This window comes from Corynebacterium sp. NML120713 (assembly GCF_001875735.1).
Taxonomy (GTDB): domain Bacteria; phylum Actinomycetota; class Actinomycetes; order Mycobacteriales; family Mycobacteriaceae; genus Corynebacterium; species Corynebacterium pseudogenitalium.
Window position 1 is genome coordinate 42,293 of record NZ_MLCR01000017.1, and the last position, 13,324, is coordinate 55,616.

The 13,324-nt window shown below is 65.0% G+C and carries 11 protein-coding genes; 7 read left to right on the plus strand and 4 right to left on the minus strand.

What is annotated here, in order from left to right; genetic code table 11:
• The first annotated feature begins 4 nt into the window (after positions 1 to 4).
• Positions 5 to 1,030, plus strand: coding sequence for an AbrB family transcriptional regulator (locus BJP06_RS09480; protein WP_071573669.1), 1,026 nt, complete (start codon positions 5 to 7; stop codon positions 1,028 to 1,030).
• A 4-nt stretch (positions 1,031 to 1,034) separates the two neighbouring features.
• Here the strand turns inward: BJP06_RS09480 and BJP06_RS09485 are convergent, their stop codons facing one another.
• Positions 1,035 to 2,726: a DUF885 domain-containing protein gene (locus tag BJP06_RS09485; protein WP_071573670.1), complete on the minus strand. Its 1,692-nt coding sequence runs from the start codon at positions 2,724 to 2,726 to the stop codon at positions 1,035 to 1,037.
• Positions 2,727 to 2,859: 133 nt separating this feature from the next.
• Here BJP06_RS09485 and BJP06_RS09490 point away from each other — a divergent pair, with 133 nt between their 5' ends.
• The gene (locus BJP06_RS09490; RefSeq protein ID WP_070363317.1) at positions 2,860 to 3,930 is read left to right on the plus strand and encodes an ROK family protein; all 1,071 of its coding nucleotides are present in this window, start codon (positions 2,860 to 2,862) and stop codon (positions 3,928 to 3,930) included.
• Between the two features lie 84 nt (positions 3,931 to 4,014).
• The gene (locus BJP06_RS09495) at positions 4,015 to 5,307 is read left to right on the plus strand and encodes a dicarboxylate/amino acid:cation symporter (RefSeq protein ID WP_070363318.1); all 1,293 of its coding nucleotides are present in this window, start codon (positions 4,015 to 4,017) and stop codon (positions 5,305 to 5,307) included.
• A gap of 5 nt (positions 5,308 to 5,312) precedes the next feature.
• On the opposite strand, the gene BJP06_RS09500 is transcribed toward BJP06_RS09495, so the two are convergent.
• A complete protein-coding gene (locus BJP06_RS09500) occupies positions 5,313 to 5,936 on the minus strand; it encodes a TetR/AcrR family transcriptional regulator (RefSeq protein ID WP_083433270.1) in 624 nt (207 codons plus the stop codon).
• Between the two features lie 13 nt (positions 5,937 to 5,949).
• Positions 5,950 to 6,537, minus strand: coding sequence for a TetR/AcrR family transcriptional regulator (locus BJP06_RS09505; protein ID WP_071573672.1), 588 nt, complete (start codon positions 6,535 to 6,537; stop codon positions 5,950 to 5,952).
• A gap of 51 nt (positions 6,538 to 6,588) precedes the next feature.
• Here BJP06_RS09505 and BJP06_RS09510 point away from each other — a divergent pair, with 51 nt between their 5' ends.
• The gene (locus BJP06_RS09510) at positions 6,589 to 7,908 is read left to right on the plus strand and encodes a M20/M25/M40 family metallo-hydrolase (protein ID WP_071573693.1); all 1,320 of its coding nucleotides are present in this window, start codon (positions 6,589 to 6,591) and stop codon (positions 7,906 to 7,908) included.
• Positions 7,909 to 7,949: 41 nt separating this feature from the next.
• On the plus strand, positions 7,950 to 8,483 hold the full coding sequence (locus tag BJP06_RS12155; RefSeq protein WP_071573673.1) for a hypothetical protein: 534 nt from the start codon (positions 7,950 to 7,952) through the stop codon (positions 8,481 to 8,483).
• A gap of 3 nt (positions 8,484 to 8,486) precedes the next feature.
• On the opposite strand, the gene BJP06_RS09520 is transcribed toward BJP06_RS12155, so the two are convergent.
• Complete coding sequence (locus BJP06_RS09520) at positions 8,487 to 9,656, minus strand: alpha-amylase family protein (RefSeq protein WP_071573674.1); 1,170 nt, start codon at positions 9,654 to 9,656, stop codon at positions 8,487 to 8,489.
• 50 nt (positions 9,657 to 9,706) lie between these two features.
• On the opposite strand from BJP06_RS09520, the gene BJP06_RS09525 reads away from it, so the two are divergent.
• Together BJP06_RS09525 and BJP06_RS09530 are read left to right on the plus strand one after the other, a co-directional pair.
• Positions 9,707 to 10,282 (plus strand): TetR/AcrR family transcriptional regulator, encoded by a 576-nt coding sequence (locus BJP06_RS09525; protein ID WP_071573675.1) that lies wholly within the window; start codon positions 9,707 to 9,709, stop codon positions 10,280 to 10,282.
• 33 nt (positions 10,283 to 10,315) lie between these two features.
• Positions 10,316 to 13,051, plus strand: coding sequence for a hypothetical protein (locus BJP06_RS09530; protein WP_071573676.1), 2,736 nt, complete (start codon positions 10,316 to 10,318; stop codon positions 13,049 to 13,051).
• Positions 13,052 to 13,324: the final 273 nt, after the last annotated feature.

A 13,324-nucleotide genomic window follows, 5' to 3' on the forward strand; every position in this document is an offset into this window, starting at 1 on the left:
AGCCATGCTTCGTTGGTGTGTGGTCGTCCCGGTGTCAATCGCGCTTGGTTGGGCTTTCAGCGCGCTGCACCTTCCGGCCGCGTGGATCCTGGGGGCGATCGTCGCATCGGGCGCGGTGGCGTTGCGCAGCGGGCGCGACCTTCCCATCAACGAGCTCCTGTTCACGTGCACCCGCGGCGTGATCGGCGTGCTGGCGGCGCTGCCGCTGGTGGGCATCCCCCCGAAGACGCTGTTGCCGTTCCTGCTGCCCGGCCTGCTGGCCGCGGCGAGCATGATCGGGTTGGCCTACGTGGGCGGCGCGGTGCTCGCGCGCAAGGGAATCTCGCAGGAAACCGGGGTGTTGTCGCTGCTCGCGGGCGGTGCGTCGCTCATGCCGGTCATCGCGAAGGAGATTGGTGCCGACGTCCGCTACGTCGCTCTGACGCAGTACCTGCGCCTGCTCGTCGTGTCGATGACGCTGCCGGTGGTGGCGGGGCTGCTCACTACCAAGCACGCCTCCGCCACGGAGCATCTGGAGCCCTACTGGTGGATGTGGTTGCTGGTGCCGGCGCTGGTGGCGGTTGGGCAGCCGATCGCGAAGGTGCTGCACATCCCGAACCCGTCGATTTTCGGCCCGATGATCGTCACCGCGGTGGTCGGCTCCTTCATGGACGTGGTCATCGTTCCGCCGGAGCCGCTGAACATCGCAGCGTTCTTGTGCATTGGCTGGGCGTGCGGCGGCGGCCTATCCGTACCTGCCCTGAAGCAGTTCTCCCGCCTGCTGCCGATCACGATCATCTACATCGCCGCCCTCATGGCAGCCTGCGCCGGACTGGGCTGGCTGCTGGCGCTGTGGCTGAACATCAGCTTCTACGAGGGCTACCTGGCCACCACGCCAGGCGCACTCGAGACGGTGCTGGCACTCACCGCGGAGGGCGGGGTGGGCCCGGCGGTCGTGGCGGTCCAGCTGATCCGCCTGATCTGCATCCTGCTGTTCGCGGGTTACCTGCCGAAGTTGGTCAACTGGCAGAATCGCAAACGCAACGGCTAGCAGGCTAGTCGTGGTGGTTGAGCACCTCGTGGGCCAGCATGTCCATCGGCATCGACCCGAGCTTGAGCGCCTTGTCGTGGAACTGGCGCAGCGTCATCCCCTGCTCCAGGGCGCTGTCGCGCAGTGAGCACCAGTCGCGGTAGCCGATGGCGTAGCTCGGCGCCTGGCCCGGCCAGCCCAGGTAGCGGTCCAGTTCGAAGGCGATGTGGGACTCCGGCATGGCGGAGTTGTCGCGCAGGAACGCCTTGGCGTAGGCGGCGTCCCACACGCCGGTGCCGTCCGGGGTGGCCTTCTTGAGGTGGACGCCGATGTCGATCATGACGCGGGCGAGGCGGAGCCGGCGGGCGTCGAGAAGCCCCATGCGGAAGCCTGGGTCGTCGAAGTGGCCGTGCTCCCCCATGAGCTCCTCAGCGTAGAGCGCCCAGCCCTCGCCGTGTGCGGAGTTCCAGCACGCGGTGCGACGCCACAGGTTGAGGTCGTTGCGCTGCATGAGCGCGGTGCCGATCTGCAGGTGGTGGCCCGGGATACCCTCGTGGAAGACGGTGGTGAGCTCCTGCCAGGTGTGGAACACTTCCTGGCCCTCCGGCACTGACCACCACATGGTGCCGGGGCGGATCAGGTCGTCGGACGGCGGGGTGTAGAAGATGCCGCCGGAACCGGCGTGGTCAATCGCGCACTCTACCTTGTGCAGGCCCTCCGGGATGGTGACGTCAACGCCGTCGAGGTCCCGCATGACCTGCTCGTTGACGGAGTTCATCCACTCCAGCAGGGCGTCGGTGCCGCGCAGGGTGTAGCGCTCCTCCTCGTTGAGACGCTTGTACGCACCCAGGATGGTGGCGTCCGGGCCGTAGAGCTTCTGCGCGAGCGCGCGCTGCTCAGCGACGGTTTCCTTCAGCTGCTCCTTGGCCCAGGTGTAGGCCTCGTCGAGGTTGATGCCGCGGCCCAAGAAGAACTCGGAGAAGAGTTCGTAGCGGTCGCGGCCGACGGCGTCGTCGTGGCGGCCGTGTGGCGCGAGCTCGGTGGACAGCCAGGTGGCCATCTCGTCGAATGCAGCCTTCGCCTTTTCGACGACGGCCGAGTCCTCCGGCAGACCCAGCTGGTCGAAGACGCTGTCGTCGTCGGTGAGGTCGCCGCACTGCTTGATCACGGCTTCGATCTGGCGGTACGCAGGCACATTGCCTGCCGACGCCGCCTCCGAAAGCGACGCGCGATAGCCCGCGAGCGCCGCCGGCACCTTGGACAGGCGCGCCTCAATGTGTTCGAAGTCCTCCTTGCTCACCTTCGGCATCAGCGCGAAGGAGTCGCGGATGGTCTGCACCGGCGAATCGATGTTGTTGAGCTGGCGCAGGTCCTCGCCCTGGTGGTGCAGCTCCAACTTGAATGCCATCCGGTCGCGCAGCAGCGAAGCGGTGAGATTGTCGACGTCGTCGAAGTCGTCTTCGTCGTCGGAGGCGTCCGTGGAGTCGTTGAGCGCGTCGACGTCGGCGACGACGTCACGGATGCGGTCGGCGACTTCGCCGTAGTACTCGGGGCTGAAGTCCTGCAGGTCGCAGTCGTGGCCTTCGAGGCCGATCTCCGTTGCCAGGGTAGGGATCAGCTCGGCGAGGTCGTAGAGAAAGTCTTCGCAGGTGGCGTCGAGTAGCGAAGGCTCGCGTTCTGACTGGGATGCGTGCTCCTCAAGCAAAGGATTGGTCATGGGTAGGCAGTGTAACCGAGGGACACGCTGAATGTGCACCTCTACACCCCATACAAACCGCATTGTCTACCGAGACGGCCCACTCTAGCTCGATAACTGGACAAAGCGGTCTACTACCGGTACATATATTCACATGCCTGCGACACGGACAGCGTTCCATCACCCAACAACCCCCGCCGCCAAGTGCCTGCACCTCATTCGCCTGCAGGAACAGTGCGTGCGACGAGACCTGATCGCAGCCACCGGCCTCTCGCAGCCCACCATCACCCGCGCCGTCACCGCGCTGGCAAACTCCGGCTACATCGTGGAACGCGGCGACCTGTCCGAGTCCACCGGCCGGGGCAGGCCCACCATGCCGCTCGAGCTCGGGGAACCGAACTCGCTGTACGCCGGGGTGGCCGTCGGCACCTTGAGCACCTACATCGCGCTGTTCGACCTCAAGGGGCGCACCCTGCGCAGCATCGATGTGGACATCCCCGTCGCACACATGAGTCCGGATGACTTCGTGCAGCACATCATGGCCGGGCTACACCGCCTCAGCGCCGGGATGGGCCGCCCGCTCGCAACCGTCGGCGTGACTACCTCGGGCACCGTCAACGAGGACGGCGAGGTCACCGCGGCAAACCTCGGCTGGCACGGGGTGCCGATCCGCCAGCAGATGCGGGAGCAGTTCGGCGTGCCCGTCGAGGTCGTCTCCATCAGCCAGGCGATCGTCGGCTCGGAGATGCAGTCGAGCCTGGACATCGACACCCCGCCGGTGATGGCGCTGTTCGCCGATGACTCGCTGGCCTGCGCAATGTCCACCCCGACCGGCGTGATGGCCATCGACGTCGCCAGCGATCACCTGACCACGCAGGGGCTCCTCAACGCCATCGGACAGTCGGCAGTACAGTCACTGCAGGAGGTCGTCGCGCTCGCGGAGCAGCAGTCGGCCACGCGCCAGGCGCTCGACCAGCGCGCACGCGGCCTCGGCTCACTCGTGGCCACGCTTGCCGACGCCCACACCCCCAGCACCGTCGTCGTCGCCGGCAGCGCCTTCATCGACGACCCGCAGGCGCCCGCCACGTTCGCGCGCACGGTGGTCAGCGAGGCCGAGCGCGCCCCGAAGCTGCGCATGATCCCTTCGCACCGCGAGATCGTGCGGGACATCGCGCGCGCGGTTGCACTGGATAAAGTGCTACGTGAACCGCTCTGTCTAGTTTAGATTTGACGCGTTTCTAGAGGATAGGTGTAGAATTTAGCTTCGTTTAATACCGATTAGTCTATAAATCTACACCTGGAGAACTTCATGCACCTTCCAAAGTGGATGACCGGGTTCGGCGCCCAAGTGATCGCCGGCCTGATCATCGGCCTCATCCTCGGGCTCATCGCCGCGGCCAACGACATCACCTGGCTCAGCGAGACGCTCAGCTGGGTCGGCAGCGCCTATGTGCAGCTGCTGAAGCTACTCATCCCGCCACTCGTGTTCACCGCGGTGGTCACCTCTATCGCGAACCTGCGCAAGGTCACCAACGCCGCGCGCCTTGCCTGGCAGACCCTGCTGTGGTTCGCCATCACCGCGTTCTTCTCGGTGATCATCGGCATCATCGTCGGCACCGTCATGCAGCCCGGCGCGAACTCGTCTGTCGACGCCTCCTCCGCCGCCGAACCAAGCGGCTCCGGCTCCTGGCTCGGCTTCCTGAACACCGTCATCCCGTCGAACTTCTTCGGGCTTGGTGTCAAGGTCTCGGAGACGAGCGCCTCGGTGAACTTCAACGTGCTGCAGATCCTGGTGATCTCTCTGCTCATCGGCGTGGCCGCCATCAAGGCGGGCAAGGCCGCGGAGCCGTTCCTGCAGTTCTCCGCCTCTTTCCTGGAGGTCATCCAGGTGGTGCTGTGGTGGATCATCCGCCTTGCCCCAATCGGTTCGGCGGCGCTCATCGGTAAGGCCGTGGCCACCTACGGCTGGGAGGCTCTGGGCAATCTCGGCCAGTTCGTGCTGGCGATCTACGTGGGCCTCGCGCTCGTGATCTTCGTGCTGTACCCGGCGGTACTGGCCGTCAATAAGGTGCCGGTCGGTGGCTTCTTCCGCCGCGTATGGCCGGTGACCACCCTCGGCTTCGTCACCCGCTCCTCCATGGGCGTGATGCCGGTGAACCAGCGCACCGTCGAGGAGTCGATGGGCGTGCCGCGCGAGTACGCGGCCTTCGCCATGCCGCTCGGCGCGACCACAAAGATGGACGGCTGCGCCTCCATCTACCCGGCGATCGCGGCCCTGTTCGTCGCGCAGTTCTACGGCCTCGACCTGGGCGCGACGGACTACCTGCTCATCGTGATCGTGGCCGTGCTCGGCTCCGCGGCGACCGCGGGCACCACCGGCGCGACCGTCATGCTCACGCTGACGCTGTCCACCCTGGGCCTTCCGCTGGCTGGCGTGGGCCTGCTGCTGGCCATCGAGCCGATCATCGACATGGGACGTACCGCCGTCAACGTCACCGGCCAGGCCGTCGTCGCCGCCATCGTGGCGAAGCGCGAAGGCATCCTGGACGAAAAAATTTGGGACGCCGCAGAAGACGGCGCCCCAGCTCCCCAGCGAGGATAGCGATGCTACTGCTCGTCCGCTGCCCCACCACTGGTGGCGCGCAGCGCGCCGATCACGAGATCTAATGCCGCGCGAACGTTTTCTACGCGTTGCGCGGTTTCTTCATGCTCGCGGTCGCGCAGCATGCCGTCGATCAGGATGTCCTGTGTTCCGGCAGCCATGAAGCGGGCCGTGTCGCGCAGCGTTTCCTCCGTCAGAGCAATTTCTTCGCCTGACTCGATCTGGGTGTAGATCTTCTTCAGGTAGGCATCCGCCAGGGTCTGGCAGATCTTCTCGTTGAGCCGACCATGCACCGAGGAGTTAATCAGGTGCTTGACCGCCTTGTCGTAGCGCCCCAGGTGATGTACCAGCCGCTCCACCTGATCGGGGTACGTCTCGTCGATCACGATGTCATCGACGAACGCCTGGTAAGCAGGCAGGCAGATCTCGCAAGCTGCTGCCAGAATGAGCGCATCCTTGTCACGGAAGTGCTCATAACACGCCTGGCGGCTCACCTGCGCATACTTCACAATCTGGGACAGCGAGAGCTCGTCCACCCGGTAATGGAGCAGCAACTCCTTCGTCGCACCAAGTAATGCCGTCCGAGTACGAACAGCGCGTGGGTCCGTACTAAGTTCGCGTGATGTCATACCAGCAGGATACCTACTCAGGCAGGCTCATCGCCCTACCAAACACTCCGAACACTCTCATCGCGCGCTTGACGGCTTCCTCGTAATTCTCGGACTCCGTCGCCGACTTCATAAAGATCGAGAACGCGCCCGAGCACAGGTAGGAAGCCACGTCGGCTGCCTCCTCGTCGGTCATCGGGGTGACCTCGGTGCGGATCGAGTTGACCATGTCGTGCAGCATGGGCATCTCGGGCGTCGTAAAGCAGGCCATCAGCGTGGCGTGCGCTGGGCCGTTAATCACGTGGGCCAACAGGCAACGTACCTCTGCCAGCTGCGTGAACAGTGCTTGCAACGCCTGCGGCATCTCATGAGTCTTGTTGTATGTATCGATATAATCGTTGACCGCTGGCGCCAGCGCCCGCTGAATGGCAGCCCTGACAGCAGCATCGCGATCCTTGAAGTGCTCGTAGAACACCTGGCGGCTCATCCCAGCCTGGTTCACAATCTGGGACACCGTAATGTCCTCAACGCGGTTCTCATTCAACAGCTCAGTGGTTGTGTTGATGATTGCGTTTCGCGTCTTCACAGCGCGAGGGTCCTGGCTGCGTTCCCTTCTCGCCATCGGACACCAACTCCTCTCCCAATCGACCACAAAACACCTACTATGCCAGTCATGGACCTACATAGCGCAACAGTGGACCTATTACGAACACTCCTCCAAAATACGTGTGTCAACGACCTTACCCCTACTTCAGGGGGAGAATACCGCAACGCAGCCACACTTGAAGAGTTCTTCGATGGCGCTCCCGTGCGTATTCAAAAGTATGAACCCGCAGCTGGGAGGGTATCAATCGCGTTCACCATCGAAGGCACCGACCCGACCGCGGAACCCCTCACGCTGCTCGGGCATACGGACGTAGTGCCCGTCGATAAGGAGCAATGGACCAAGGACCCCTTCGGCGCCGAGATTATCGACGGCCGACTCTACGGCCGCGGCGCCACCGACATGCTCTACATCACGGCCGCGATGGCCGCCGCCACCCGCGACGTGGCACTGAGCGGGAAACGCCCGCGCGGCACGCTCACCTTCGTGGGCGTGGCGGACGAGGAGGCGCGCGGCGGGCTCGGCGCCGGACACCTCTCGCAGCTGAACCCGGAACCGTTTAGCTGGAAGAACTGCCTCTCGGAGGAGGGCGGCTCCCACCTGCCGGTGCGTGATGGGTCGGACGCGATCGTCGTCGTCATTGGTGAGAAGGGTGCGGCGCAGCGCCGCCTCGTCGTGCGCGGGGACGCGGGCCATGGCTCCGCCCCGCACGGCCGGGACATGGCCGTCATCAAGATTGGGGAGGTTGCCCGCCGCATCGCTGCGGTGCAGCCCTCCGTGACCACGGAGCAGCCCTGGCCGGACTACATCCGCGCCTGGAAGTTCGACCCCGAGACCGAGGCCGCCCTGCTACGCGGCGAGGGCTACGAGGCGCTCGGCGACCTGGCGCGCTACTCGCACGCCATGAGCCACCTGAGCATCGCACCGACGGTGCTGCGCGCGGGCGAGGCCATCAACGTGCTGCCGTCCATGGCGTACATGGAACTGGACATCCGCCCACTGCCTGGCCAGAGCCAGGAGTGGATCGACGAGCAGCTGCGCGAAGCCCTCGGCGACCTGGCCGACGAGGTGGAGATCCAGCACCTCATCACCGAGGACGCCACCATCTCCCCCACCGACTCGCCGCTGTACGAGGCCATTTGTGACACCTACGCCGAGTTCTTCCCCGACGCGGTGGTGGTCCCGACCATCGCCGCCGGCGGCTCGGACCTGCGCTTCGCGCGCCGCAAGGGCGGGGTGGGCTACGGGTTTGCGCTGCACGCCCGTGAGCGCCACCTGGGCCAGGTGCTCGACCTGCTGCATGGCCACGACGAATACGCGGATATCGAGGACGTGCACCTCACCGTGGACGCCTACCGCAGCCTGATCCGACGCTTCCTCGGCGCCTAAACGGGTGTGACAGATGGGGCTGGTGTGACATACTGGCGGGCATGAAAATTCGCACAGCCACACTCACCGCACTCATGGCCGCCACGCTCTCAACCGGCGTAGCTGGCGCAGACGCCATCGACGACGCCCTGGCCAAACTGCCCGCAGGCCAGATCTCCTGCGACCAGGCATCCCGCTACTGGACCAACGACGCCGACTTCAACACCAAGAAGCGCCAAGCCCAGACCATCGCGGCCTTCGACCGCCGCGGCCCACAGATCCAGGCCGCGCTCGGCCGCGTGGAGGAAGCCGCTAACCGCTGTGGCCTGCGCGGCACCACCGGCGCGCCTGCAAACAAGCAGCAACCTGCGCAGCAGCCGGCCCGCCCAGCCCAGCAGACTGCCCCCGCACCGGCCCCCGCCCCTGCACCGGCCCCCGCGCCGCAGGGCACGCCAGTGATCACGCTGGCGCCCGCCAACGTGCCCACCTTCGACATCCCAGTCGCGGGCGCCGTCACGCTGCGCCTGCCGGACCTGGCCGCCATCGTCCAGGAGCTGCTGGCCAAGCACGCAGCGGGTTCCTCCCTGCCGTTCTAGCAGCTAGACAGCAGACCACTCGTAGCAGGTCTCGCCCCCAGCCGTGATGCGCACGCCCGGCGCGGGATCCAGCCAGGCGGTCACCGTCGCGCGCTCCGAACCGGATTCGAGCGCCACGGTGATCGCCTCATTTGTTTTGTCGGTCACCTCGAGGGTGGCGGTTTCGAGCCAGCGGTGGTTGCGTCGAAAAGCGATGAGTTTCTTGTGCTCCTCGAAGATCCAGTGGCCCAAGCTCGAAAGCTCCGCGGGGCTGGCTGGCAGCGGCGGGCGCACCGGGTCGTCAGCGGCGAAGCCTTCCCCGCGCAGCCCCTCGAAGCCCTGCTCATCGCCGTAGTAGATGCTGGGCATGCCGGGCAGCGCCATGAGCAGCGCCGTGGCCACGAGCGCGCCGTCCTGCCCCACCTTCGAGGCGATCCGGTCCACGTCGTGGTTGCCGACGAACGTGTTCGGCACCATGTGCTCGCACAAATCGCGGTGGCGGCCCAGCGCGTGATCGAGCTCCCAGAAGTTCACGTCCTTGATGGAGGACCACAGGGCCTTCCACAGCTCGTACTGGGTGACGGTGTCGAGGGTGCCCGCGGCGGCGATCTCCGCGTAGTCGCCGTGGATGACCTCGCCGAGGAAGAGCGCGTCCGGGAAACGCTCGCGCACGCGCGCCAGGACGGTGCGCCAGAACTCCGGTGGCACCGAGTACGCCACGTCCAGGCGCCAGCCCGTGATGCCGCGCTCGAGCCAGTAGCACATGACGTCGGTGACCAGGTCCGCCACGCGCGGGTCCTCGTGGTGCAGGGTGGCCAGTTCGCCGTGGCCCTCCCAGTCCGTGTCGCCGGCCAGGCCCTGCGCGACCAACGGGTGGGTGCGCGCGACGTGGTTGAACACGCCGTCGAGCATCACGTGGATGCCGCGCTCACGGCAGGCAGCCATCAGGTGGTCGAAGTCCTCGTTGGTGCCCAGGCGCGAGTCGATCTGGAAGTGGTCAAGGGTGTCGTAGCCGTGGGACACGGAGGTGAAAATCGGGCCGAGCAGCAGGCCGTTGCAGCCGAGTTCGATCAGGTAGTCCAACCACGGCTCGAGCTGCCGCAGGCGCGGGGCTGCGTCGTGCTCCTCGCGGATCGGTGCGCCCGTGGCGCCCAGCGGGTAGACGTGCCACCAGATAATGTCTGACGTGGACAAGTTCCTCACACTTTCTATTGAGCAAAACTCAGTACTGTAGAGTGGTGTCCATGACTCAACAACGACGGAGGCTCAGCGTCGAGCAACGCCAGGAAGAAATCCTCGCCGCTGCCACGGACATCTTCTCCACCACACCTTACGTGGAAGTTTCCACCCAGGACATCGCCGACGCCTGCGACGTCTCCCAGGGCCTCCTCTTCCACTACTTCGAATCCAAGGCAGGGCTCTACACCGCCTTCCTCAAAGCACACACCCAACCGCTTTTCGACGACCACCTCGACCCCAACACCGACACCCCCGAAGCCCTGCACAGCACCCTGGAGCGCTACCTCAACCACGTCGCCGAGCACCCATTCGTGTGGCTCGCCGGTCGCCGCGGTGGCGCCGAACCCACCGAGGCCATCAACCTGCGCATTGAGATGCGCGACGCCTCCGTCGAAACGCTCTGCACCCTGCTAGGACGCCACGACGAACACGCCGCACGCGCCGCCTCCGGGACGCTCGGCTTCCTCGATGCTATCTGCATCGACTGGGTCGACGAAGGCTGCCCCGCCACCGAGCGCGACGACATCATCGACACCGCCATCGGCGCACTCACGGGGGCACTCGCCACTACACGGAAGTAGTACTTCGAGAGGTCTATCCCCTAAACTTTGCACATGCACAAGTTGACCTCCGGCGCCCTCGTTGTCGCCCTCACCGGCACCGCCGTCACCGTCCCCGCCACCATCAACCCCACCGCCCACTACGCCGAAGCGCAAGGCCTCCTCGGCCTCGGCGGGCAGGCGTTGCAGGGGCTCGTCGAAAAGGGCGAAGCCAAAGTCGCCGAACTCGAATCCCAACTATGGAAAGCCGAACTGGCCCTCAAGGGCGCGCAGGCCCTCATGGAAATGAAGCGCTGGGGCGTCGTCCTCGCCATCGGCGAGGAAAACAAGAAAGCCAAGCAAGCCGAGTACGACAAGCAGAAACTACTCGTCGACTCCGCCGAACTCCTCGTACGCACCACCAAAACCTCCCTCGACGCCGCGCGCAAAACGCTCGCCGTCACCAAAAAGCAGCTCGAGGACTTCAACGGCAAAGACCCCTCCGCCTACGAAGACGCCCCCGAAGCCGACACCAAACCCGTCGCCCTGCCCACCAACCTGCGCGAAGCCCTCGAAAGCGTCACCGCGCAGCAGGAGGCCGTCGCCAAGCGCCAAACACTTTTCGACGAAGCCGACTCCGCCTACACCAAACGCAAAAAAGAAGTCGACTCCAGCTGGTTCAGCTGGCTCGCCCCCTCCAACACCAAGGAACTCGAGGGCCTGAAGAACCGTCGCGACGCCCGCAAAGCCAAACTCGACCTCGAACAAGCCCGCCTGGACAACATCAAGCGCTCCATCGAACTCTTCGAAACCGTCGAAGCGGAAACGCCTTCACATGAGGGCCACGGCGCCGACCGCTACGACACCACCACCCCCACCGACATCGACGACGCTTCTCGCCAGCTGGAATTCGCCAACAGCACTCTCGAAGCCGCCACCCACCGCAAAGCCAACATCGAAGCCAACCTCGCCGCACTCACCGGATGGCAAGAACGCAACCCATTCACCGGCTTCTGGCACAACGCCGACAAGTGGGGACTCGAACGAGCCCTCCGCGCCGCGGACAACGAAATCGCCGACGCCACCAAACGCATCGCCGACAAAGCCGCCGCGCTGGAGGAACTGAAGAACGCGCCCGCGGAGACAGAGGCTTCTGAGACCGAGGCTGCCGAGCCTTCTGCAACGGTAGAGCCTTCTGCGGCTGCCGAGCCGACCGAGGAGTCCGCCCCGCGGACACCGGAACCGTCGGAATCTGAAGCAGCTCCGGAACCGTCGGAATCCGAAGCTCATGCTGAGCCCGAATCCCCCGAGACTTCTTCGGAGGAGTCCGCGGCAACCTCAACACCAGCGACAACGTCTACTTCAGCTCCGGAAGAGTCCGCCCCGCGGACACCCGAAGCTTCCGAAAGCGTTGAACCTGCAGACACTTCCGCCGAACCCGAAGATCAAATCGATATCGACGAGCTCACCCACAACCTCGACGAGGCAAAGAAACTCGAGCAGGACATGCTCGATCTGCAGAAGCTGCTGCAGCAGTACATCAACAAGCCTGAAGCCGAGACAACCAAGCCGTCCGAGTCGCCCCAGGATGAGGCATCCGAGGCTGAAGCACCCGAGGCTGAGGTCTCACCAACGACCGTGACCGAGGTGTCCGCGGCAACCACAGCACCAGCAACAACGGCTGCCCCAACCTCGGAGGTGTCCGCCGCGCGAACAACGCAAACGACTGAACCGAGCGCTGAGGATTCCGCCGCGCGGACAACCGAGGAGACAGCACCCACTGCTGACAGTTCCGCCGCGCGGACAACCCCGACCGAAATTCCTTCGAGTGAGCAGTCCGCCGCGCGGACAACTACTTCGGCAAAGCTGTCCACGGTAGCCGTGGCCCCTGCAACCTCGTCCGAGGTGTCCGCCGCGCGGACAACTGAAGCCGCAGAGCCAACGATTGAAGTGTCCGCGGCAACCTCAACACCAGCGACAACGTCTGTTCCAACTTCGGAAGTGTCCGCCGCGCGGACAACCGAAACGACAGAACCGGCTACCGAGGATTTCGCCGCGCGGACAACCACTTCGGCAAAGCTGTCCACGGTAGCCGTGGCCCCTACAACTTCGTCGGAGGTGTCCGCCGCGCGGACAACCGAAGCCGCAAAGCCAACCACCGAGGTGTCCGCGGCAGCTTCGGCACCAGCGACAACGGCTGCCCCGACCTCATCGGAAGTGTCCGCCGCGCGGACAACGGAGAGGCCAGAACCCACTGCTGAAAGTTCCGCCGCGCGGACAACCGAAACGACAGAACCGGCTACCGAGGATTTCGCCGCGCGGACAACCACTTCGGCAAAGCTGTCCACGATAGCCGTGGCCCCTACAACTTCGTCGGAGGTGTCCGCCGCGCGGACAACCGAAGCCGCAAAGCCAACCACCAAGGTGTCCGCGGCAACCTCAACACCAGCGACAACGTCCACCCCAACCTCGGAGGTGTCCGCCGCGCGGACAACCGAGGAGACAGAACCGACCGCTGAGGATTCCGCCCCGCGGACAACCGAAGCCGCAAAGCCAACCACCGAGGTGTCCGCGGCAACCTCAACACCTGCGACGAGGCCGGGAAGTTCCGCGCCGCGGACAACTAGCCAGGCGCCGGAAACTACGCAGCAGGCCAAACCAACGCAGCAGACGGAAGGGGCTGCGAGTGGGGCGGAGGGGTCGTCGGCAAGTAGTTGGCTGTGGCTGATCCTGCCGCTGCTGCTGGCGCTTGGGTTCGGCGGTGCGGCGTACGCGGACCTGATTCCGGGCGTGCGGCTGCCGAGGATGTAGCGCGCGCACCAGATTCCTTGTTTTTCGCGGGGCGGATTTGGAAAAGCCCTGGTCGCGGGAAGCACGTGAGGGAATTTGGTGTGCGTAGAGTAAGGTCTGAGTGCCAATGGACGCAACCTCTTTTGGGCTAGCTATTCATACTAGCTGGTAATAAAAGTGCTGGATGTTTAGGCTTGCGTCTTTTGGCACTGGCCCCCGGGAAGAGTCGGGAAGACTATCCTAGGCTGAACTTTGAGCCCCGAGGCCCCTCCTTTTATGCCCGCCGGGGCTGTT

Excerpts from the sequence above, each read along its gene's own strand:
- BJP06_RS09480 (WP_071573669.1), top strand. The coding sequence starts at position 5 with ATGCTTCGTTGGTGTGTGGTCGTCCCGGTGTCAATCGCGCTTGGTTGG.
- BJP06_RS09485 (WP_071573670.1), bottom strand. The coding sequence starts at position 2,726 with ATGACCAATCCTTTGCTTGAGGAGCACGCATCCCAGTCAGAACGCGAG.
- BJP06_RS09490 (WP_070363317.1), top strand. The coding sequence starts at position 2,860 with ATGCCTGCGACACGGACAGCGTTCCATCACCCAACAACCCCCGCCGCC.
- BJP06_RS09495 (WP_070363318.1), top strand. The coding sequence starts at position 4,015 with ATGCACCTTCCAAAGTGGATGACCGGGTTCGGCGCCCAAGTGATCGCC.
- BJP06_RS09500 (WP_083433270.1), bottom strand. The coding sequence starts at position 5,936 with ATGACATCACGCGAACTTAGTACGGACCCACGCGCTGTTCGTACTCGG.
- BJP06_RS09505 (WP_071573672.1), bottom strand. The coding sequence starts at position 6,537 with ATGGCGAGAAGGGAACGCAGCCAGGACCCTCGCGCTGTGAAGACGCGA.
- BJP06_RS09510 (WP_071573693.1), top strand. The coding sequence starts at position 6,589 with ATGGACCTACATAGCGCAACAGTGGACCTATTACGAACACTCCTCCAA.
- BJP06_RS12155 (WP_071573673.1), top strand. The coding sequence starts at position 7,950 with ATGAAAATTCGCACAGCCACACTCACCGCACTCATGGCCGCCACGCTC.
- BJP06_RS09525 (WP_071573675.1), top strand. The coding sequence starts at position 9,707 with ATGACTCAACAACGACGGAGGCTCAGCGTCGAGCAACGCCAGGAAGAA.
- BJP06_RS09530 (WP_071573676.1), top strand. The coding sequence starts at position 10,316 with ATGCACAAGTTGACCTCCGGCGCCCTCGTTGTCGCCCTCACCGGCACC.